Origin of the sequence: Asanoa sp. WMMD1127, from assembly GCF_029626225.1 — a bacterium.
GTDB lineage: Bacteria > Actinomycetota > Actinomycetes > Mycobacteriales > Micromonosporaceae > Asanoa.
This window is the reverse complement of record NZ_JARUBP010000001.1, coordinates 577,205-598,539: the sequence shown is the minus strand read 5'-3', so window position 1 is coordinate 598,539 and position 21,335 is coordinate 577,205. Positions and strand designations below refer to the sequence as shown.

General features: G+C 69.7%; 13 protein-coding genes. 11 read left to right on the top strand and 2 right to left on the bottom strand.

The genetic code is table 11. From position 1 onward, the window contains the following. Positions 1-81: 81 nt before the first annotated feature. From O7635_RS02960 to O7635_RS02950, 3 genes are all read left to right on the top strand, one after another. Positions 82-3,159, top strand: coding sequence for a BTAD domain-containing putative transcriptional regulator (locus tag O7635_RS02960; protein WP_278078854.1), 3,078 nt, complete (start codon positions 82-84; stop codon positions 3,157-3,159). A gap of 250 nt (positions 3,160-3,409) precedes the next feature. Beyond that, the gene (locus tag O7635_RS02955; RefSeq protein ID WP_278078853.1) at positions 3,410-4,345 is read left to right on the top strand and encodes an ATP-binding cassette domain-containing protein; all 936 of its coding nucleotides are present in this window, start codon (positions 3,410-3,412) and stop codon (positions 4,343-4,345) included. Beyond that, positions 4,342-5,085 carry an ABC transporter permease gene (locus tag O7635_RS02950; protein ID WP_278078851.1) on the top strand — a complete coding sequence of 248 codons (744 nt, stop codon included), beginning with the start codon at positions 4,342-4,344 and terminating at the stop codon, positions 5,083-5,085. The genes O7635_RS02955 and O7635_RS02950 overlap by 4 nt, the downstream gene beginning before the upstream one ends. Positions 5,086-5,166: 81 nt before the next feature. On the opposite strand, the gene O7635_RS02945 is transcribed toward O7635_RS02950, so the two are convergent. Beyond that, positions 5,167-7,488, bottom strand: a complete 2,322-nt coding sequence (locus O7635_RS02945) for a transglycosylase domain-containing protein (protein WP_278078850.1) — start codon at positions 7,486-7,488, stop codon at positions 5,167-5,169. A 112-nt stretch (positions 7,489-7,600) separates the two neighbouring features. On the opposite strand from O7635_RS02945, the gene O7635_RS02940 reads away from it, so the two are divergent. The 8 genes from O7635_RS02940 to O7635_RS02905 all read left to right on the top strand — a co-directional run bounded on the left by O7635_RS02940 (position 7,601) and on the right by O7635_RS02905 (position 20,603). Then, on the top strand, positions 7,601-8,266 hold the full coding sequence (locus O7635_RS02940) for a DUF998 domain-containing protein (protein WP_278078849.1): 666 nt from the start codon (positions 7,601-7,603) through the stop codon (positions 8,264-8,266). A 33-nt stretch (positions 8,267-8,299) separates the two neighbouring features. Next, entirely contained in the window at positions 8,300-8,638 is a 339-nt protein-coding gene (locus O7635_RS02935) for a metalloregulator ArsR/SmtB family transcription factor (protein ID WP_278078848.1), read from the top strand. After that, positions 8,635-9,114, top strand: a complete 480-nt coding sequence (locus O7635_RS02930) for an SRPBCC domain-containing protein (protein ID WP_278078847.1) — start codon at positions 8,635-8,637, stop codon at positions 9,112-9,114. The genes O7635_RS02935 and O7635_RS02930 overlap by 4 nt, the downstream gene beginning before the upstream one ends. Further along, a complete protein-coding gene (locus tag O7635_RS02925) occupies positions 9,089-9,523 on the top strand; it encodes a hypothetical protein (RefSeq protein ID WP_278078845.1) in 435 nt (144 codons plus the stop codon). The genes O7635_RS02930 and O7635_RS02925 overlap by 26 nt, the downstream gene beginning before the upstream one ends. 80 nt (positions 9,524-9,603) lie before the next feature. After that, the gene (locus tag O7635_RS02920) at positions 9,604-10,299 is read left to right on the top strand and encodes an LUD domain-containing protein (RefSeq protein ID WP_278078844.1); all 696 of its coding nucleotides are present in this window, start codon (positions 9,604-9,606) and stop codon (positions 10,297-10,299) included. A gap of 13 nt (positions 10,300-10,312) precedes the next feature. Further along, complete coding sequence (locus O7635_RS02915) at positions 10,313-10,918, top strand: DUF3267 domain-containing protein (RefSeq protein ID WP_278078843.1); 606 nt, start codon at positions 10,313-10,315, stop codon at positions 10,916-10,918. Between the two features lie 224 nt (positions 10,919-11,142). After that, positions 11,143-14,577, top strand: a complete 3,435-nt coding sequence (locus tag O7635_RS02910) for a LamG domain-containing protein (RefSeq protein WP_278078842.1) — start codon at positions 11,143-11,145, stop codon at positions 14,575-14,577. 44 nt (positions 14,578-14,621) lie between these two features. After that, on the top strand, positions 14,622-20,603 hold the full coding sequence (locus tag O7635_RS02905) for an RHS repeat-associated core domain-containing protein (RefSeq protein WP_278078841.1): 5,982 nt from the start codon (positions 14,622-14,624) through the stop codon (positions 20,601-20,603). Here O7635_RS02905 and O7635_RS02900 read toward each other — a convergent pair. After that, entirely contained in the window at positions 20,600-21,274 is a 675-nt protein-coding gene (locus O7635_RS02900) for a response regulator transcription factor (RefSeq protein WP_278078840.1), read from the bottom strand. The two genes, O7635_RS02905 and O7635_RS02900, sit on opposite strands and share 4 nt — an antisense overlap. Positions 21,275-21,335 lie beyond the last annotated feature (61 nt).

Below are 21,335 nucleotides of genomic sequence, written 5' to 3'. Positions count from 1 at the left end.
GCCACATGATCGGGGCAACGGACCGCCGCTGTCATGATCGCTGACCAGGTGCCGGCCTGATCTCTGTGGCAAGCTCGTCGGGTGCGGGTGGCTCTTCTCGGTTCGGTGCAGGCCTTCGCCGTGGACGGGACGCCGATCGAGCTGAGCGGCGCCCGGCTGCGGATGCTGTTGGCCCGCCTCGCCCTGGACGCGGGGCATCCAGTTCCGGCAGAAGCGTTGATCAGCGACCTGTGGGGTGAGGAAGCGCGGGTGGATGCGGCCGGCGCGCTGCACAGTCTCGTCGCCCGCCTCCGCAGGGCTTTGGGGACACCGGCCACGGTCGAGTTGACGCCCGGTGGTTACCGCTTGCCGGTGCCGGCCGGCGACGTCGACGTGCATCGCTTCGAGGGGCTGGCCGGACAGGGCCGCCGCGAGCTGGCCGCCGGGCGCTGTCGAGAGGCGTCTGCGCTCCTGAGCGAGGGCCTGAGCCTGTGGCGCGGCGGCGCACTGACCGATGTGCGCGAGGCGCCGTTCGCTCGGAAGGCGGTCGTCAGGCTCGACGAGCTGCGGGCCGCTGCTGAAGAGGATCGGTTCGACGCGGAGCTGCGCCTCGGGAGGTACGCGGAGGTCCTGGCCGGTCTTCAGTCGGCGGCGGCCGCGCACCCGTTGAGTGAGCGGCTGGCGGAGCTGCGCATGCGGGCCCTGGGGGCGGCCGGCCGCCAGTCCGATGCACTCGCGGTGTTCGAGGCCGCCCGGCACGCGCTCGCTGAGGAACTCGGCGTGGACCCGTCGCCGTCGCTGCGGCGGGCTCACCTGGCGTTGCTCCGTGGCGAGTTCGAGCGCCCGGTCGCGCACATCGCATCGGCATCCCGGCGGTTGCCGGCATGGCTGACCGGTTTCGTCGGCCGGGATGCCGAGTTGGCGCAGCTCGGCCGGCTGGTGACCGGCTCGCGGCTGGTGTCGATCGTGGGGCCGGGCGGCTCGGGCAAGACCCGTCTCGCCGTGGAGATGGCCGACGCCGCGGCGGCAGACCGTCACGGGCCGTGCTGGTTCGTCCCGCTCGCCGAGGTGGCCCGGCCACAGGACCTCGCGGATTCGGTGCTCGGCACGCTGAGCTCCGCTTTCGGCCGCTTCTACGGCAGCGTGCAGAGCCAGCAGTCTGGTCCGGTCGATCGCCTGGTCGAGCTGCTGGACGTCGATGACGCCATGCTCATTCTCGATAACTGTGAGCATCTGATCGGTGCCGTGGCTGAACTGGCGGGCACGCTCCTGCAACGGCTGCCTCACCTGCGGATCATCACCACGAGCCGGGAGCCGGTCGCCGTCGACGGGGAGGCGCTGCTGCGGCTGCAGCCGCTGGCCGTGCCGGCGCTGGGCGCGAACGCGGTCGAGGCGCTGGCTTCACCTGCCGTTCGGCTGTTCACCGACCGGGCCGCCTACGCACGGGACGACTTCGTCCTTGACGAGACCACGGTCACCGCGGTCGTGGAGATCTGCCGGCGGCTCGACGGCCTGCCGCTCGCCCTGGAACTGGCCGCGGCCAGGCTTCGCGCGATGAGCGTGGAGCAGGTCGCCGAGCGGCTCGACGACCGGTTCCGGTTGCTGACCTCCGGCAGCCGCATCGCCCTGCCCCGCCAGCGGACCCTGCTCGCGACCCTGGAGTGGAGCTGGGAACTGCTCGATGCGGCGGAGCGGACGCTCGCGAGCCGACTGTCGGTATTTCCCGGTGGGGCGACGCTCGCCGCCCTGGAAGCGATCTGCACCGACGAGACGCTGCCAGCCGAGGAGGTGCTCTACGTTCTCAGCTCGCTGATCGAGAAGTCCATCGTGCAGCACAGCGGGCAGCGCTACCGGATGCTGGAAAGCGTCCGCGCCTTCGCGGCCGCACGGCTCGAAGCCGGGATCGCCGACCGCTTCTCCGCCTACTATCTGGCGCTGGCCGAGGAGCAGGAACCGCTGCTGCGCACCAGAGCCCAGCTGGAGGCGATCGCGCAGCTCGACTCCGAGCACCACAACCTGGTCCGCGCGCTGCGGACCGCGCTGGCCGCGTCAGACGCCCCCACGGCCGCCCGCTTCGTTCGCGCGTTGCTCTGGTACTGGGGTATCCGTGGCATGACCACCCAGTTCTCGACCTATCTCGATGCCGTCCTCGACCTAGGGGATGCCGTGCCCGAGGACGCGCGTGCGGCCTTCACCGCCGTACGCCTCGTGGACAAGGACAAGACCCTGGGCTTCCACCCGGCGCTACCGCTGCTGCGGATGGTGCACCTGGTGAGCCAGGCACCACCGGAGGAGAAATACCGCTCGCCTGATCCCTGGATCCGCGCCAGCGCATTGTGGGCGCATGACTTCGTCCTCACCGAACGGGGCGATCTGGCGACCGGGACACACTCCCGGCATGAGGCGTTGCGTGGCTTCGAAGAGGTCGGCGACCGGTGGGGGATCATCCTGTGCCTGCTCGCGATCGGCCGCGACCATGCCACGCGCGGTGAGTTCGCCGAGGCGATCGCCGTCTTCGAACGCGCCGCGGTGATCAGCGCCGAGCTGAACACCGAGGAACTCGTCTTCCACACCAGGTCCGCGGTCGCCCGTACGCGGGCCCGGAGTGGTGACCTCGAAGGGGCTCGTGACGACGTCGTCGCCTCGATGCGCCAGGCACGGCTTCGCGGTCAGCGCCGGATGGAGGCCGAGATGCTGTACAACCTCGCCTACGTCTTCGCCCAGCTGGGTGACTTGGAAGCGGCTGACCGTGCGCTGGATCAGCTCGAAACACTGCTGCACCGCCTGCCCTTTCCCGACGAACTACGCCGCGACCTGCTGGCAGCCGGCAGACTCTACAACCGGCTCGCGGAAGGGGCGGTGGCTGGGGCACGCGAACAGCTGCCCAGGGCGCTGCGCGGCACCTTCACCTTCGGTAACAGCGCTACCATCGCGGTCCACGCGGAGTGCGTGGCCCGGTTGCTGATGCTGGAAGGCGAACCGGAGCGCGCGGCCGAGACGCTCGGCATGAGCGAGGCCATCCGCGGACGATCACAAGATACCGACAAATTCGTGGCCCGGCTGAGGATCGAGCTCGGCCGAACCCTCGGTGCCGCCGGCTACCGCGAGATCTACCGCCGGGGAGCAGCCCTGCCGAGGCAGGACGCGCTGGAACGGATCGCGGCCCTGGCCGCCCCGTGACTGATCGCACCAGCTAGGCCTGCCGCGAGCGGCCGTGTCGGCGCCGGTGACAGCGCCGCGACAGCCCCGCGACGATCTGGCGACAGCGCTAGGCGCGATCGTTCGAGCCATCGAGGCGGCAGACCGCCCCGGCGTCCGCGCCACGGCGCGGACCGACGATCACGACTCGCAAGGAGCACAGCACCATGCCCATCTCCCTGTCCGGGCAGGACGAACTGAAGCTCTCCACAGCCGCGGCGGAGGTGACCGCGTGACGACGCCCGCGGTCGCGGTCTCCGGGCTACGCAAGGCGTACAAGGACAAGGTCGTGCTCGACGGGATCGACTTCGAGATCCCGGCGGGCACGGTGTTCTCGCTGCTCGGCCCGAACGGGGCGGGCAAGACCACCACCGTCAACGTGCTGACCACCCTGATGAAGGCCGACGGCGGGACAGTCCGCGTCGCCGGCCACGACGTCGCGACCGAGGCCAGGCTGGTGCGTGCCGCGATCGGCGTCACCGGCCAGTTCGCCGCCGTCGACGAGCTGCTGACCGGCCGCGAGAACCTGCGGCTGATGGTCGACCTCAGCAGCGTGCGCCACGGCGAGCGCGTCGTCACCGAGCTGCTGGAACGGTTCGAGCTCACCGGATCGGCGGACAAGGCCGCCTCGACCTACTCCGGCGGCATGCGCCGCAAACTCGACCTGGCGATGACCCTCGTCGGCAACCCGCAGATCATCTTCCTGGACGAGCCGACCACCGGACTGGACCCGCGCAGCCGGCACACCATGTGGTCGATCGTGCGCGGGCTGGTCTCCGACGGCGTCACCGTCTTCCTCACCACGCAGTACCTGGAGGAGGCCGACCAGCTCGCCGACCGGATCGCGGTGCTCGACCAGGGCCGCCTGGTCGCCCAGGGCACACCCGACGAGCTCAAGCGCCAGATCCCCGGCACCCACGTGCGGTTGCGGTTCACCACCGCCGTGGAGCTCGCCGCCGCCGCGCAGGCCCTACCCGAAGCCACCCGCGACGACGACGCCCTGACGCTGCGGGTACCGGGCGACGGCGGGACCAAGTCGCTGCGGGCCCTGCTGGATCGGCTCGACGAGTACTCCCTCGAAGCCGACGAACTGTCGGTGCACACCCCCGACCTCGACGACGTCTTCCTCGCCCTCACGGGCCACACCGCAGAGGTGGTCGCACCATGAAGTCCCACGCGCTGGTGATGCTGCGCCGCAACGCCAAGCACATAGCCCGCAACCCCACCTCGGTGTTCAACGCGGTCCTGATGCCGATCGTGATCATGCTGATGTTCGTGTACATGTTCGGCGACGCTTTCGCCGTCGGCGTCGACTACATCGACTACGCCACGCCGGGGCTGATGCTGCTGGCCGTCTGCTACGGCCTCGGATCGGTCGCGACGTCCGTCAACGCCGACATGACCAAGGGCATCATCAACCGGTTCAAGGTCATGGACGTGTCCCGCGGCGCGGTGCTCACCGGCCACGTCGTCGCCAGTGTGTTGACCAACCTGATCGCCATCGCCGCCCTCGTCGGCGTCGCGTTCCTGCTCGGCTTCAGCCCGACCGCCGGCCTGCGCGACTGGCTCGCCATCGCGGGAATCGTCGTGCTGCTCGCCGTCGCGGCCGGATGGTTCACCGTCGCGCTGGGGCTCTCGGCCAAGTCCCCGGAGACCGCGGGCCTGGCCACCGTACCGCTGGTCATGTTGCCGTTCTTCAGCAGCGCCATCGTTCCCGCCGAGAAGATGGGACCCGGCCTGCGGCAGTTCGCCGAATACCAGCCTTTTACGCCGATCATCGAGACCGTGCGCGGACTTCTCAACGGCGTACCGGCAGCCGGGGACGTGATCCCCGCCCTGATCTGGTGCGTGGCCATCGCGGTCGTCGGCTACGCCTGGGCACGCTCGACCTTCACGAAGCGGGCCTGACGGCCACGCCAACGGCTGCCGACCGCGTGCCGCCCTGGGCGAACGTCGCCCAGGGCGGCGCTGTCTTCGCCAAGGTCTGGATCATGCCGCTTCTCGTGGTGGGGGCGGCGTGACCGGGTTGGACGGGCGGGTGGTGGGGGTCGGCTTCGGTGGCTTGGTCGGTGCGGGCGTGGGCGTCGGCTCGGTCGACGGCGTCGGTTGCGGTGTGTCGGTCGGCTCGGGACTGCCGGTCGACGGCGCCGGCGTTTCCGCCGTGGGGGCCGCGGACGGCGTTTCCTGCGGGAACGCCGGCTGCGCGAACCGGTGGTCGTCCGGGTCGAGGTCCATCGCCTTTGCCGCCTCGGTCATGAACTGCTGCCAGATCCGTCCCGGATGGCTCGCGCCGTACACGTCGTAGCTGCCGTCCTTGGTGCGCAGCGGCTTGCCGTCCGTGGTGCCGAGCCAGACGGCCGCGGCCATCGCGCCGGTGTAGCCGACCATCCAGGCGTGCAGGTTCTGCGTGGTGCTCTTGCCGGCCTGCCACGTGCCGGTCTTGCCTGCCGCGTCCCAGTCCGGCACCTTCGCGGCCTCGACCCGGCGCAGCGTCCAGTTGAGCTGCTTGGCCTGCTCCGGGCTGAGTCCCACGTCCGTTTGCGTCAACTGCTCCTGGTAGAGCTCGTCGTCCCCTTTGGACACCGACCGGACGAAGTGTGCGTTCGCGCGCTTGCCGCCGGCCGCGAACGTCGCCATGCCGTTGGCGTGGTCCTGCACGGTGATGCCGTACTGGCCGATGCCGACCTCGGTGGAGAACCGCGATGCGGCTTCCTGGCCTGACGTCTCGCGCAGGTCGACCCGCACGGGCTCGGGCTTGCCCTGCTCGTTGGCCCACATCGACTCGACGCCGGCCTTGCGCGCCATGTCGATGACGGCGGGCACGCCGAGCTGCTCGGTGAGCCCGAAGTACGTGGTGTTCAACGACGCGACGGTCGCCTCCCACAGCGCGCACTGCGGCTGGCAGGCCGCACTGCCGGAGTTGCGGATCGGACCGGCCGCGCTGTCGCGGGTGCGGCCGCTCTTCGGGAACTCCTGGGTCGCGGGGGAGTCGAAGCGCTGCTTCGGCGAGATGCCGTTCCGCAGCGCCTCCGCGAGGTCGTACACCTTGAACGACGAGCCCGGTGGGTGCTGCCCGAACCCCGCGGCCTGGCCCTCGTCGTCGAGGTACCAGCCCGCGTAGTCGGCGCCGAGCCCGTCGTCGCCGCCGTAGTACGCGAGCACCCGGCCGCTGCCGGGCTCCACGGCCACCAGGGCGGACTGCCAGTTCCTGGGTTGTCCCCGCACGACGTCCGGCGCCTTGTCGCCGTGGATGTTCGCGGCGGCCTCGGCCGCGTCCTGTGCGCGCTTGTCGACCGTCGTCACGATCCGGAAGCCGCCGTTGCGGACGTAGTCGAACGGGCGGTCCTTGAACGGCTCGGTGCCGCGCAGCTCGCTCAGCACGTGGTTGACGACGAGCCCGGCCGGCCGGTCGAGGCCGGACTGACCGGCCCGGGGATCGTAGTCACGGACGGTGTCCGGGTAGGCGAGATCCGCGCCCTCGGCCGCGGACAGATAGCCCAGCGCGACCATCCCGTCACGGATGTATCGCCACCGCTCGATCGAGTTCTGGCGAGCCTTGTCGTTGCGCTTCGGGTCGTAGCCCGGCTGGCCCTCGGGGTCGTCCGGGTTCGCCTCCGGCTGCTTGACCATCGCGGCCAGCACAGCGGCCTCCGACTGGGTCAGCTGGCTCTCGCGGGGCGCGTCCTTGCGGGCCGTCTTGCCGAAGAACGTCTGCGCCGCCGCCTCGATGCCGTACGCCCCGCGGCCGAACGGCACGGTGTTGAGATAGAAGCCGAGTATCTCGTCCTTGCTGTGGTTGTCGTCCAGTTTCCAGGCCATGACGGCCTCGCGCAGCTTGCGGGAGTAGGTGACGCCGCGCAGATCGGCGGCGATCCGGGCGTACTGCTGGGTGATCGTCGAGGCGCCCTGCCGATCACCGCCGGTGACGTTGTTCCACGCGGCGCGCAGCACACCGCGGAAGTCGATGCCCTCGTTCGTCCAGAACGTCCGATCCTCGGCCGCCACAATGGCCTGCTTGACCGCGTCGTTGATCTGCTCGTACGGCAGGATCGTGCGATTCTCGGTGCCCAGCTTCGCCATCGGCGTCTTCCCGTCGGCGTAGTAGACCGTCGTCGACTCCGGCAGCACCAACTCGTCGGGCGGCGGCACGGTGTCGACGTAGTACGCGCCGATCGCCGCCCCGCCACCGCACATGATGAGTAACACGGCCAGGCCGCTGACCAGCCACGTCTTGCGGCGCGAGCGCTTGCCCGGGGCGTTGGCCGGTCGGCCGGAGCCCGCCGCGACCGCGTCGCTCGGCATCTGGGACATCGCACAGCGGTACCCGCTCACGACCACCCACAATCGGCCTTGACGGGTGGACTCGCGTCGTGCTTATAGTGAACCAACAAGTTCAGTAACGTCGAGAAGTCAGGAGAACGGGATGACGGCCGTGTCCGCCGGGTCCGGCAGCGCTGAGGCGAGCGTCATCGCCGGTCGCACCAGGGCCATGCTGGTGTGCGGGGCGCTGGCGGGGCCGCTCTTCGTCGGGCTGGTGCTCACTCAATCGCTGACGCGGGCGGGTTTCGATCCCGCCGTGCATCCGTTGAGCCTGCTGAGCCTCGGGGAGCTCGGCTGGATCCAGGTCGGCAACTTCGTCCTGTCCGGTCTGCTGGCGATCGCGGGCGCGGCCGGAGTTCGCCGGGTCCTCGGGTCGAGTCCCGCCGGGCGGTGGGGGCCGATTCTGTTCGGCGCATTCGGCAGTGCGTTGATCTGGGGCGGTCTGTTTCGGGCGGATCCGGCCGACGGGTTCCCGCCGGGCGTGGCCGCGCCGGCCGACGCGTCGTGGCAGGGCATTCTGCATTCGTTCGCGCCGGCGGTGGCGGGCATGGCCCTGACGGTGGCGTGCGTCGTGTTCGCGCGCCGGTTCGCCCGTCTCCGTGAACGGGGTTGGTTGGCTTACAGCCTGGGAACGGCCACGGTCTACCTGGCGCTGAGCTCGGCCGCGTTCGCCGTGGCCGATTTCAGGTTGATGTTGATCGGTGGATCACTGTTGTGGCTGTGGCCGTCCGTCGTGCAGTTCCGGCTGCTCAGTCGCGGACCGGCCTGACCGTTCGACCGACCGCCGGGCAAGATGAACCGCATGGTTCAGCAAGAGGTCCTCGACCGCACCTTCTCCGCCCTCGCTGACGTGACGCGTCGCGACATCCTCACCCGGCTCGGCGCCGGACCCGCCTCGATCACCGCCCTCGCGGAACCGACCGGCTTCACCCTGACCGGCGTCAAGAAGCACATCCAGGTCCTCGAGGACGCGCTTCTCGTGACCACCGAGAAGGTCGGGCGCACGCGGGTCTGCCGGCTGGGACCCAATCGACTGGAGGACGCCGTGCAGTGGATCGAGCTCTACCGACGGTTGTGGGAGCGGCGCCTCGACGGCATCGAGTCCTACCTGGAGAAGAAGAGAAAAGGCACGCAGGCATGAGTCATGAGTTGAAGGTCGAACGGGTCATCGACGCCACCGTGGAGGAGGTTTTCGGGGCCTTCACCGACCAGGAGGCGATGCGCGAGTGGTTCCGCGGTCCCGACGACCCGCCGGACATGGTGGTGGAGGTGACCTGTGATCCGCGCGTCGGCGGTCGCTGGGTCGCCGCCTGGGGCGACAGCCCTGAGCAGCTCTACCGGGAAACCAACGTCTTCCGGGTCGTCGACCCGCCCCACCGCCTCGCCATGACGACGACCACGACCACGCCGGACGGCCAGCGCCTCGACACCGACGTCGACATCCGCCTCACGCCGCGGGACGGCAAGACCCTGGTGACCGTCGTGCAGAGCGGCTTCCCCGAGGCCGAGGTCCGCGACTACTTCCAGACCTATGCCTGGGTCGGCACCCTCGACCGGATCGAACACCACCTACGAAACAGGAAGGCACGACATGACCGACGAAACACCGAAGCCTGACGACGAGTTGCGCGCTCTCGATCGCCTGGTGGGCACGTGGGCCGTGACCGGCGGAGCGGAGGGCACCGTGCGCTACGAGTGGATGGAAGGGGGCTTCTTCCTTCAGCAGCACGTCTCGCTGAACCAGTTCGGTCAAGCGTTGACCGGCATCGAGATCATCGGCCGCGACCGTCCGTTCGGTGCGCCGGCGCCGAGTGCGGACATCAAGTCCCGCTACTACGACAGCATGGGCAACACCCTCGAGTACGTGTACGAGCTAGACGGCGACACGTTCACGATCTGGGCCGGCGAGAAGGGATCGCCCGCCTTCTACAAGGGCACGTTCGACGCCAGCGGCGACAGCTGCACGGGCGCCTGGGTCTACCCGGACGGCGGCGGCTACGACTCGACCATGACCCGGATCAAGTAGCACGTGGTGCGTTCATGTTGTCCGCCTGAGATTTCGCAGTGCTGTCTCGTCGGTAGATGTGAGAACCCAAGGAGGACAACATGAACGACATTATCGCCGACCGCGTCGAGATCGAGGCGCTGCAGGCCGGGTACACCGACACGTACGCCGAAGCGGCATCGGCGGAACGGCTCGAGCGGGCCGCCGCCGCACTGCGGGCGAACGGCTTCGGCGCCGAGATCCTCGACGATGTCGCCGCCGCGCGTACCCGCGTCAAGGAGCTCATTCCGGCCGGTGCGCGCGTGTTCACCTCCTCCAGCGAGACGCTGCGGCTGTCCGGGATCGACGAGGACCTCAACACGGGCGTACGGTACGACGCCGTCAAGCCACGCGTCCTGGCCATGGACCGGGCCACCCAGTCCGACGACATCCGGCGGCTGCTCGCCAGCCCCGACGTGGTGGTGGGCAGTGTCGCCGCGGTCACCGAAACAGGCTCTCTGGTGGCCGCGTCGGCGAGCGGAAGCCAACTGCCCGCCTATGCCGGTGGCGCCGCCGGCGCGATCTGGATCGTGGGGGCGCAGAAGGTGGTACCCGACCTGGCCGCCGCGCTTCGCCGGCTCGAGGAGCACGCGCTGCCCCTCGAGAACGCTCGTGCGTTGTCCGTCTACGGCCGACCCAGCGCGGTCAACCGTGTCCTCGTGCTCAACGCGGAACCCGAAACCGTCTACGACAGCACCAGGCCCTCCCGCCCCGAGCGCCGCACCGTCCTGCTCCTTCGCCAGGCCATCGGCTTCTGACCGGAAGCCCACTGTGCACGCGACCCGAACGCTGCCCGACGGATTCGCGCTGGGGGGAACACTGTCCGCGCGCGGCAACGCGCGGGTACAGCGCATCCTGTCGTTGCTGGCGCTGCCGTGGGGGATCGGGTCGACCGCGGTCCTCGTCCAGCTCGCCGCGCTCGTCCGCCCGGCGAACTGGACGACGGGGGTCCCACCCGGCACGCCGACTGCGCTGTACGCCGGCCTGCTGATCACACCGGTAGTCGCACTTCTCGCGCACAGGGCCGTGCACGTCGCGGCGCTGTGGTGGATCACCGGCGCGCGTCCGGTGGTCAGGCGACATGGCTGGCGGGTCTATGTCACCGCTCCGGGCTGGTATCTGCCCCGGCCGGCGTTCCTGGCCGTCATCGCCGCGCCTCTGGTGATCCTGCCACTCCTGGGACTGCCGGTCGTCGCGGTCACCCCGGCCGGCGTGGTGGTGCTGTTCGGGCTGATCATCAGCGCCTGGTCGGCGATCGGCGACGTCTACACGATGGGAGTCGTCGTTCGCATCCGCGGTCCGCTCTATGTCGGCGACCCGGACGATGCGCGGCCTGACCAGGGGCACAGCTGGTATGTGCGCCAAAGCCGTCGTTGACGTCGGCTGCTGCTCGGCACCTCCACAATGGACTGGCGCGGGATCGTTGCCGTGTGGCACATCGCCATACCACCGGCGGTTGAGAAGGCCCCGGCACTACCGCGGAAATAGCAGTCGTAGTTACGGCGACCGCTGGACGCCTGACGGCCTGTGCGCCGCCTACCGTGAGCCAGCTGCCGGCGTCGGAATCCGGACGAAGAGCGGGGGACATGATGGCTCGTGGCATGACAGTGCGACGTTTCCTGAGCGTGGTCGGGGCGCTTTCCATGCTGGCGGGCGCCTCCTCGATCGCGTTGCCGCGCGCGGCGGTCGCCGCGGTGGATCCAAGGCCGGCGACCGCCGCGGCGGGACCAGCGGCCGCCGCGATGGAGCTGACGGAGACGGCCGCCACCGCCCGAGCGCGCGCGACCGGCGCGCGGGTCGAGGTGGCGTCCATGCGAGGAGAGTCGCAGGAGGTATACGCGTTGCCGTCCGGCCGTTTCGAGATGGTGCAACACAGCCGGCCGGTGCGGGCTCGTACGGACGGTCGTTGGGCCGCGGTCGACCCGACGTTGGTGCGCCGTGACGGCGGACTCGTCCCCAAGGCGTCCACCGCCGGCCTGTGGTTCTCCGCCGGCGGTGCCGGGCCGTTCGCTCGGATGAGCCGGGCGGGGCGGACCATGGCACTGTCCTGGCCGACGCCACTGCCAGCGCCCACCGTGGACGGCGACACGGCCAGCTACGCCGGTGTCCTGCCCGGCGTGGACCTGCGGCTACGGGCGCATGCCGACGGCTTCTCCCACGTCCTGGTGGTCGCGTCGTCGTCGGCTGCCCGCCAGCCGGCTCTGGCCCGACTGCGCATCGCCGTGGACGCGCCATCGCTGGCGCTCGAACAGGAGGCCTCCGGCGCGCTGCGGATCAGCGACGCGCGGAGCCGTGCGCCGATCTTCGAGGCGCCCCCGCCGCTGATGTGGGACACCCCACCCGCGGCGGCCGAAGCCGTCGACATGCCCGCCGCCGGCGCTACGCTGTCCCGAGTCGGTGTCGATGCCCGCGCCGGGCAGATCACCCTGGTGCCGGACACCGCGCTGCTCACCGCCGGGGGCACGCGATTTCCCCTGCACATCGACCCCGTGTGGAAAACCGTCGGAGAGTCGGCGAACCTGATGGTCTCCAGCGGGTACCCGACGACCACCCGCTACAACTTCACCGGCACCGAAGGCGTCGGGCTCTGCGACGTGCAGTTCGACGGTGCGTGCGTCAAGGACCAGAAGAAGCGGCTGTTTTATCGGTTGCCGATCGGTGCCTTCGCCGGCAAGCACATCATCTCGGCGGAGTTCATCGCCTACGAGACGCACGCCTACGACTGTTCGGATCCGTCGGTGGTGCAGCTCTGGCACACGGGCGGATTCAGCACATCGTCGAACTGGAACACGACTGGTGACAACTGGCTCACCCACCTCGCGTCGCGCGATGTGGCCTACTGCGCCCGTACCCCTGTCGAATTCGGTGGGAACGGGTTACGCGACGTCCTGCGCGCGGCGGTGGGGCGCGGCGCCACCGAGATCACCTTCGGCCTGCGCGCCTATTCGGAGAGCACGATGGGCTGGTGGAAACGGTTTGCCGCGGACACCAATCTGCGCGTGGAATACAACACGCCGCCGCCGCAGCCGGTGATGAAGAACCTCTCGATGAGCCCCGGGGGCGCGTGTGTCGATTGGACCAAAACGCCGACGGTCAACCGGCTTCCCACGCTCTACGCCGTGCTGCACGACGCCGACTCGGGCTCGGCGGCCAAGCTCTACGCCCAGTTCTCGGTCACCTGGAACGGTGGCAAGTGGACCTCGGCGCAAATCGGTCCCAAGACGACCGGGTCGACGTTCCAAGTGACAGCTCCCTCGTCGATCATCGGGAAGAACGAGCTTCGCTGGGAGGTGCGCACGTGGGACGGCTACCAATGGAGCCCGTGGAGCTACACCGGCGGGGCGACGAGCTGCTGGTTCGCATACGACGCGGCGGCGCCGTCCTCGCCGTCGGTCACCTCCACCGCCTATCCTCCGTCGAATCCCGATAACCCCGACGATCCGTGGATCGACGGAGTCGGCCGCTACGGGGCGTTCACGTTCAGCACCCCGAGCGCCGACGTCACCCGGTACCGGGTGAACATGAACGACTCGCCGGCCGCTGAACACCGCCCCGCGACTGCCGGGGGATCGGTGACGGTGCCGCTCGCCCCGAGCCGAGCAGGTGTCAACTTCCTCTACGTCGCCGCCCTGGACGCCGCGGGCAACTCCAGCGCACCGACCACATATCTGTTCCGGGCCAGGTCGGGCAGCGCGCCGCGGGCGCACTGGCGACTCGACGAACCAGCCGGCGTCGCCACGGTGACCGCCGACGTCCGCCCGGGAACCGCGCCGGTTACCAGCCGGATCAACCCAGGCGCCATCCTCGGCATCGACGGCCAGGTCGGCACCGCGCTTCGGGGCAACGGCAGCAGCGGTTACGCGGAAACGGCTGGTCCCGTCATCGACACGAGCCAGTCCTTCGCGGTGTCCGCGTGGGCGAAGCTCGCGAACACCAATGGCTTTGCCACCATCGTCAGCCAGGACGGCACCGCCGTCAGCGCCTTCTACCTCCATTACGTCAAGGCCGACAACCGCTGGGGCTTCAGCCTCTGGAACGCCGACGCCCCCGGCTCCTCCGTGCGCACCCTGTCGACCGCCGCACCGACGGTCGGAGTCTGGACGCATCTGGTCGGCGTCCATGACGCTGTCACCGACCAGTCCCGGCTCTACGTCGACGGTGTGCTCCAGCAGGAGAAGACGTTCTCGTCCGCCTGGACCTCGACCGGCGCCCTGGCCATCGGACGCGCCCGCTACAACAGCGCCAAGAACGAGTTCTTCCCGGGAGACATTGACGACGTACGCGTCTTCGACCGCATCCTGACCAGCGAAGAGGTCGCCGACCTGCGCCGGCAGCACCCGGTGTTGGTGTCTCGTTGGAAGCTCAACGTCGACGGGGCCGACGACTCGGGCAACGGCCGACCACTGAGCCTCGGCGGTGACGCCCGGGTGGATGCCGACGCCGGCTGGCTGGGTAGCCCACCGGGCGGCGTCGTGCTCGACGGCTCCGGCGACTTCGCCGCCACGGCCGGACCCGTCGTCGCCACCGGACACAGCTTCACCGTCGCGGGCTGGGCGACGGCGGCGACCGCCCCGATCGGCAAAGCAGCCGTCTTCTCCCAGGAAGGCGTCACGAACAGCGGCTTCATTGTCCGCTACGCGCCATCCGTCGCGGGCGGCGTCGGCGGCTGGCAAGCCGAGATGCCCTCGATGGACAGTGCTGAGGCCGTGGCCCAGACGGTCGACCATTCCGCCTACCGATGGCAGTCGCAATGGGATCACCTCGCGGTCGTCTACGACGCGCTCGCTGACACCCTGCGCCTCTATGTCAACGGGACCCTCGAGGAGACCACCGACCGGGTCTCCACCCGGTGGAACACCGTCGGCTTCGACGCCACCAAGGCTTTGCAGCTGGGCCGGGCGAAGACCGGCGGCGCCTGGCACGAGTTCTGGCCGGGTGTGATCGACGACGTCTGGGCGTTTTCCGGCGTGTTGAGCCCGGAACAGGTCCAGACCTTGGCCGGCTTCACCGAGATTCCCTCCGATTCTCCGTTCTGAGCGCGCGCCACGCGAGTCGACCGTCCGGGAGGACTGTGATGCGAATGCCTATCCCTCGTCAGTGGCTGACCGGCGCGGTAGCCGCCAATCTCGTGGCGACGCTGCTCGTGGCGACTCCCGCCAAGGCGGCACCGGAGCCCGGCCAGGACCGGCCCGCGCTGGTCGCCGACCGTGCGCCCGTCGCGGGGCGACCGGTGAAAGTTCGGCCCCGTACGCCCGATCCCGCCCGCGACGACACCGTCCGGGTGCCGCGCTGGCCGACCTCCGACGCAGGCGTGACCGCCTCCGGCGGTGCGCGGGTCCGGGTGTCGGACCGAGCGGTCGCCCAGCGCGCCGGCGTTAGCGGCGTCGTCTTCACCGTCGATGGCGCCGCCGCAACGCGAGTGCGGGTCGACTACGCGCGTTTCGCCGCCGCGTACGGCGGCTCCTACGGCTCACGGTTGCGCCTGGTCCGCCTTCCGGCGTGCGCGTTGTCCACTCCGGAGCGGGCGGACTGCCGGACTGTTTCACCTGTGCCGGCCGTCAACGACGCGGCGGATACCGCGTTGGTGGCTGATGTGCGGGCTGGCACGACCGCGGTGCTGGCAGCGGTCGCCGGTGCCGCGGGCGACAAGGGTGACTTCCGTGCCACGCCACTGGCGCCGTCCGCGACCTGGTCGGCGGGTCGTGGCTCGGGCGACTTCACCTGGTCCTATCCGTTCCGGGTGCCACCCGTTCCAGGCGGACTCGACCCTGACCTCGCCATCTCCTACTCGTCGGCGTCGCTGGACGGGCGCACCTCCAACACCAACAACCAGCCGTCCTGGGTGGGCGAGGGCTTCGACCTGTCAGTCGGCTACATCGAGCGGCGCTACAAGGGCTGCGCCGACGACGGCGCGCCGCCGTCCAACGGCGTCAAACCTGGAGATCTCTGCTGGGCGTACGACAACGCCACGGTGGCCTGGGGCGGAAAGGGCGGCGAGCTGATTCGCGCCGCCGACGGCACCTGGCGGCTGCGCCAGGACGACGGCACCCGCTTCGAACACCTCACCGACGCCGGCATCGGCAACGGTGACAACGACGGCGAGTACTGGAAGGCGACCGCGGTCGACGGCACCCAGTACTTCTTCGGTCGGCACCGGCTGCCGGGCTGGTCGACCGGCAAAGGAACGACCAACTCGGCGTGGACCGTCCCGGTCTTCGGCAACAACAGTGGCGAGCCGTGCTACGACGCCGCCGGATTCGCGGGGTCCTCGTGCGCCCAGGCATGGCGGTGGAACCTCGACTACGTGGTCGACCCGCACGGCAACGCGATGACCTACTACTACTCCACCCAGAACAACGCGTACGGGCGGAACGTGAGCCTGTCAGCGGATGCCGAATATGTCCGAGACGGGCAACTGCTGCGGATCGAGTACGGCTTGCGTGCCGCCAACCTCTTCACCGCTCCGCCGGCGAAGGTGCTCTTCGGCACCGCGGAACGCTGCCTCCGCGACAGCGGCTTCGACTGCGCTCCGTCCCGTATCGCGACGAATCCCGAGCGGTGGCCGGACGTGCCGTGGGACCAGAACTGCGTCTCCGGCTGCACCCGGGCCGGCAACATCGCTCCGACGTTCTGGTCCCGCCTACGGCTCACGTCCGTCACCACCCAGATCCTGCGCGCGGACGGCGTCTATCGCGACGTCGATGCCTGGGCGCTGGACCACAACTGGGGAGACGCCGACGTCGACCGGGCGCTGTTGCTCGCCTCGATCCAGCAGACCGGCAAGGCCGCCAGCCCGTCAGTTCCACTGCCGAAGGTCACTTTCAACCACGTGCAGCTGATGAACCGCGTCGACCAGGTCGGTGACGACATCCCGCCCTTCGTGAAGTACCGGCTCGGCGCCATCTACGACGAGGCCGGCGGCCAGATCGACGTCAGTTACTCGGCCCGGGACTGCACCCTGGCATCGTTGCCCGTGCCGGAGTCGAACGACCGGCGGTGCTTCCCGACCTACTGGCAGCCCGCCGGCGCCGACCGACCTGTTCGCGACTGGTTCCACAAGTACGTCGTCACACAGGTGATCGTCTCCGACCGCACCGCCCGCTCCCCGGAGATGGTCACCTCCTACACCTATCCCGAGGGCGCCGCTTGGCATTACGACGACGACGACGGCTTGAGCCGCGCCGGGGTCAAGACCTGGTCGCAATGGCGCGGGTACGACCTCGTCAGGGTCATGACTGGCGGTATCGGCAGCCCAGGGAGCCGTTCGGAGTACCGCTACCTGCGCGGCATGCACGGTGACAGGTTGAATCCGGGAGGTGGGACCACCACGGTCACCGTGACCGACGGCGAGGGCGGCGCTCACGTCGACCACGAGGCTTTCGCTGGCTTCCTGCTCAAGCACACCGTCTACACGGGACCTAACGGGACCGTGCATGAGAAGACGGTGAACACGCCCTGGCGGCAACAGACGGCGATCCGTACCCGTTCATGGGGAACGACCACCGCGAACCTGATCGGCGCCGCATCGGTCCGCACCTGGAGCGCGATGGACGGCGGAGCGTGGCGGCAGACCCGCACCGACACCGCGCGTGACTCGCGGACCGGTCTGCCGACGCAGGTGGACGACCTGGGCGACGTCGCGACGTCCACCGACGACCGGTGCATCCGGACCGCGTACGCCGCCAACGTGTCCGCCTGGCTGCTGAGCCTACCCACGCGCGAGGAGACGGTCGCCGTCCGCTGCGCGGTCGCACCCGACCGAGCCCGGCACCTCGTCTCGGACACCCGCAGGCACTACGACAACGGCGGTTTCGGTGCGGTGCCGGTCCGTGGTGACGTGACGCGACTCGAGGAGGTCTCCGCCCACGACGGCACCACGGCGACGTACGTGCCGACCGCACGAACGATGTTCGACGGGTACGGGCGTGCCACCGCCGTCACCGACGCCGCGGGCAACACCGATCGGACCACCTACATCGAAACGGCGGGGTTGACCACCGGCATCGTGACCGAGGGTCCCGCGGTGGCCGCCGGCCCCCACAAGGCGGCACGGACCATCGATCCCGCCTGGGGGCAACCCACGTCGAGCACCGACGCGGGAAACGCGACCACCACCGCGACCCGCGACGCGCTGGGGCGGATCGCCAAGCTCTGGGCCCCCGGCCGGGCCGGCGCGGCGGTGCCCGACGCCGGGTACTCCTACCGGTTCGCGGACGGCCAGATCGTGGCGGTCACCACGACCACCCTCGGCCCCAACGGCGGAACCCGCGTAGGCGTCGAGCTGTATGACGGACTCCTGCGACCGCGGCAGACGCAGATCAGCGGACCAGGCGGCGGTCGCCTGCTCACCGACACCTTCCACGACAGTCGCGGCAACGTCGCGCGCGCTTTCGAGACCTACTACGCGCCCGGCATACCCTCCACCACGCTGTTCGGGGTGGACAGTCCCGGCGCCGTGGAGTCCCAGCGCACGTACGCCTACGACGGGCTTGGACGCGTGACGGTCGAACGCCTTCTCGCTGGCAACAACGACAGCCAGGAGAAGTGGCGCACGGTGACGAGCTATGGCGGCGGCTGGACCGCCGTCGACCCGCCGGACGGCGCGCCGGCGACGATGACCCTGACCGACGCACGGGGGCGACGCACCGAGGTGCGGCACTTTCGTGGTTCGACACCGACCGGCGGCTACGACTCGACGCGTTACACCTACCAGCCGGACGGCAACGTGCACACCATGACGGGCGTCGACGGTGCCACGTGGACCTATGACAACGACCTACGGGGCAGGCGGATCAGCGTGTCCGACCCCGACCGGGGAACCAACACGTACACGTACGACGATCTCGACCAGCCGGTGACATCGACCGACGGCCGCGGAAGGATGCTCTTCTATCGACATGACGCGATGGGTCGGCCAACCGAGATCCGGGAGAGCACCTCGGGGGGTCCCCTGCGCACCTCGTTCGTCTGGGACACCGCGCGCGTGGGACAGCTCACGGAAGCCACCCGCTGGGTCGGCGGGCAGCCTTACACGACACGCGTGGACGTGTTCGACAACGCCAACCGTCCACTCAAGACGACCATCGACATCCCCTCGGCTCTCGGCGCGCTCGCCGGCCGCTACACCTTCACCACGGCCTATAACCCGGACGGCAGCGTGCGGTCCACCGGGCAACCGGAAGCCGGCGGGCTCTCCGCCGAGAACATCGTCGCCAGCTACGACGATCTCGGCCGCCCGACCCGCCTCACCAGCAACCTCGCCACCTACGTCAACGCCACCAGCTACTCCGACACCGGACAGCTCCGGCAGTACGAGTTCCTGACCGGCGCCCGAAAGGCCTGGCAGACCCTGACTTGGGAGTACGCGACGGGCAGGCTGGCCACCTCCCGCACCGATCGCGAGGGCGTGCCCGGGGTCGACCACGGTGCCACCTACGCCTACGATCCGTCGGGCAACATCACCTCGATCGTGGACGTGTCCCGCAGCGGCACCGACAACCAGTGCTTCGGCTACGACCACGCCCAGCGGCTGACGGAGGCGTGGACGCAAGGCACCACCGCCTGCGCTCCCAGCCCCTCGCCAGCGGCCGTCGGCGGGCCCGCGCCCTACTGGCACAGCTACACGTACGACACGGGCGGCAGCCGAACCGGTGAGATCCTGCACGGCGTGGGCGGGCAGGCGGACACCGTACGCAGCTATACCAATCGAGGACACCGGGTCGAGCGGGTAGCGCAGTCCGGACGAACTGACAGCTTCGCCTACGACGCTGCCGGCAACATGACGAACCGCACGGTCGGCGGCGCCCCGCAGATCCTCGACTGGGATGCCGGCGGCGACCTGACCACCGTCACCGAGGGCGGCCGGACCACGACGTACGTCTACGGACCCGGAGGGCAGCGGCTGGTGCGTCGCGACCCGAGCGGCACGACGCTCTACCTCACCGGCATGGAGCTCCACCTTCCGACCGGCGCCTCGGTCGCCAACGGCACCCGGTACTACACCCACGGCGGCGCCACGGTCGCGGTGCGCGGCATCCGCGGGGTTCAGGTGCTCACCGCCGACCACCAGGACACCGCCCAGATCGCCATCGACACGTCAAGCCAGACCCTGTCGAAACGCCGATTCACGCCCTTTGGCACCGCTCGCGGCACGACAACCGGCACCTGGCCCGACGACAAGACCTTCGTCGGCGGCACGAAGGACGCCTCAACCGGCCTTACGCACCTCGGGGCGCGCGAGTACGACCCGGCGCTGGGACGGTTCGTCTCCGCCGACCCGATGGTGCTCGACGATCCTCAACAGCGGCACGGATACAGCTATGCCAACAACAGTCCGGTCATGCTCAGCGACCCGTCGGGTCTGGCGCCCTGCGGTGGAGGTGGGGGCAGTTGGCAGCTCGCGTCGTACGGTGGCGGATGCGATAGCGACTCCGACGGCGCTCCGGCCGAGCAAGGGTCTGGCCACGGCTCAGCGCCCGGTCGTGGTGGCGGCGGTGGCGGGGGCGGTGGCTACGTCCCCGGTCGCGGTGGTGCGGGCGCGGGTCCCGGAACCGGACCGGGCAAAGGGGGACCGCCAGCCATCGGCCCTATACGGATCTGCGACGGTTGGTGCCAGATCAGGGAGACCATCGGTGACCAGGGCGGCGAGCGTGCTGGCACCCAGCCGGATGTCCAACCGGTCGACGTCTGCCTGCCGATGACCCCCTTCCGCTGCGTCAAGCCGTCGATGCCCACTCTGCCGAAGCCCGACCTGCCCGATCTCGGATTTCCTGACCTCGGAGACGTCTTCGAGGGCATCAAGAAGGACTGTCAAACGCTGCAACTGTTCTTCTGCAGTTGGTTCGCGATCGAGAAGATCGCCGCTCTGTTCGTCATCGCCGGCTGGGTGATGATGATCGGGTATGGATTCAGCATGTTCTTCGGCGCCGCATGCGCTGCCGCGTGCCATGTGCTCGCGGCGATCGGGTTGGTGATCGGGATCGTGCTCGCGCTCATGATGTTGCGGGCGATGTTGAGGTTCTACGCCGAAAAAGGCACCAAGCCGCATCCACCGGACGCCTAGCCGTCCATCGGCCGGGCGCGGGGGGTCACCAGTCCCGTCTCGTAGGCGACCACGACCGCCTGCGCCCGGTTGGCCAATCCGAGTTTGGTCATCGCTCGGTTGAGGTGGGTTTTCACCGTGGCCTCGGAGATGACGAGCGCGCCGGCGATCTCCGCATTGGACAGACCTTTACCGACCAGCCGCACCACCTCACGTTCGCGAGCGGTGAGTCCGTCGAGCTCGGCGTGGGGCGGCTGGTCGGCGATGTGCGGAGTGTAGGCCTCGATGAGCCGCCGGGTCACCGACGGTGCGAACAGCATGTCGCCCGCGGCCACAGTGGAAACCGCCGCCAGCAACCGCTCCGGTGGTGTGTCCTTGAGCAGGAAGCCGGATGCGCCGACCCGCAAGGCGTGGTAGACGTACTCATCGAGGTCAAACGTCGTGAGGACCAGCACTCGCGGCGGCCGGTCCGTCGGTGCGGCCAGAATGCGCGCGGTGGCCCGGATGCCGTCCACGCCGGGCATGCGGATATCCATCAGGACCACGTCCGGGCGGAGCGCGGCGGCCATTGCCACCGCCGTCTCGCCATCGCTCGCCTCGCCGACGACCTCGACGCCTGGCGCGGCCCGCAGTAACGCCACGAGCCCGGCACGGATAAGGACCTGGTTGTCGACAACGAGCACCCCGATCACCCGACGAGCCTCCCGCAGACACCGCGCCGACAGCAAATGTTCGGCACGCCCCCGCCAGACA

Excerpts from the sequence above, each read along its gene's own strand:
- O7635_RS02920 (WP_278078844.1), top strand. The coding sequence starts at position 9,604 with ATGAACGACATTATCGCCGACCGCGTCGAGATCGAGGCGCTGCAGGCC.
- O7635_RS02935 (WP_278078848.1), top strand. The coding sequence starts at position 8,300 with ATGGTTCAGCAAGAGGTCCTCGACCGCACCTTCTCCGCCCTCGCTGAC.
- O7635_RS02930 (WP_278078847.1), top strand. The coding sequence starts at position 8,635 with ATGAGTCATGAGTTGAAGGTCGAACGGGTCATCGACGCCACCGTGGAG.
- O7635_RS02925 (WP_278078845.1), top strand. The coding sequence starts at position 9,089 with ATGACCGACGAAACACCGAAGCCTGACGACGAGTTGCGCGCTCTCGAT.
- O7635_RS02940 (WP_278078849.1), top strand. The coding sequence starts at position 7,601 with ATGACGGCCGTGTCCGCCGGGTCCGGCAGCGCTGAGGCGAGCGTCATC.
- O7635_RS02910 (WP_278078842.1), top strand. The coding sequence starts at position 11,143 with ATGACAGTGCGACGTTTCCTGAGCGTGGTCGGGGCGCTTTCCATGCTG.
- O7635_RS02945 (WP_278078850.1), bottom strand. The coding sequence starts at position 7,488 with ATGTCCCAGATGCCGAGCGACGCGGTCGCGGCGGGCTCCGGCCGACCG.
- O7635_RS02905 (WP_278078841.1), top strand. The coding sequence starts at position 14,622 with ATGCCTATCCCTCGTCAGTGGCTGACCGGCGCGGTAGCCGCCAATCTC.
- O7635_RS02950 (WP_278078851.1), top strand. The coding sequence starts at position 4,342 with ATGAAGTCCCACGCGCTGGTGATGCTGCGCCGCAACGCCAAGCACATA.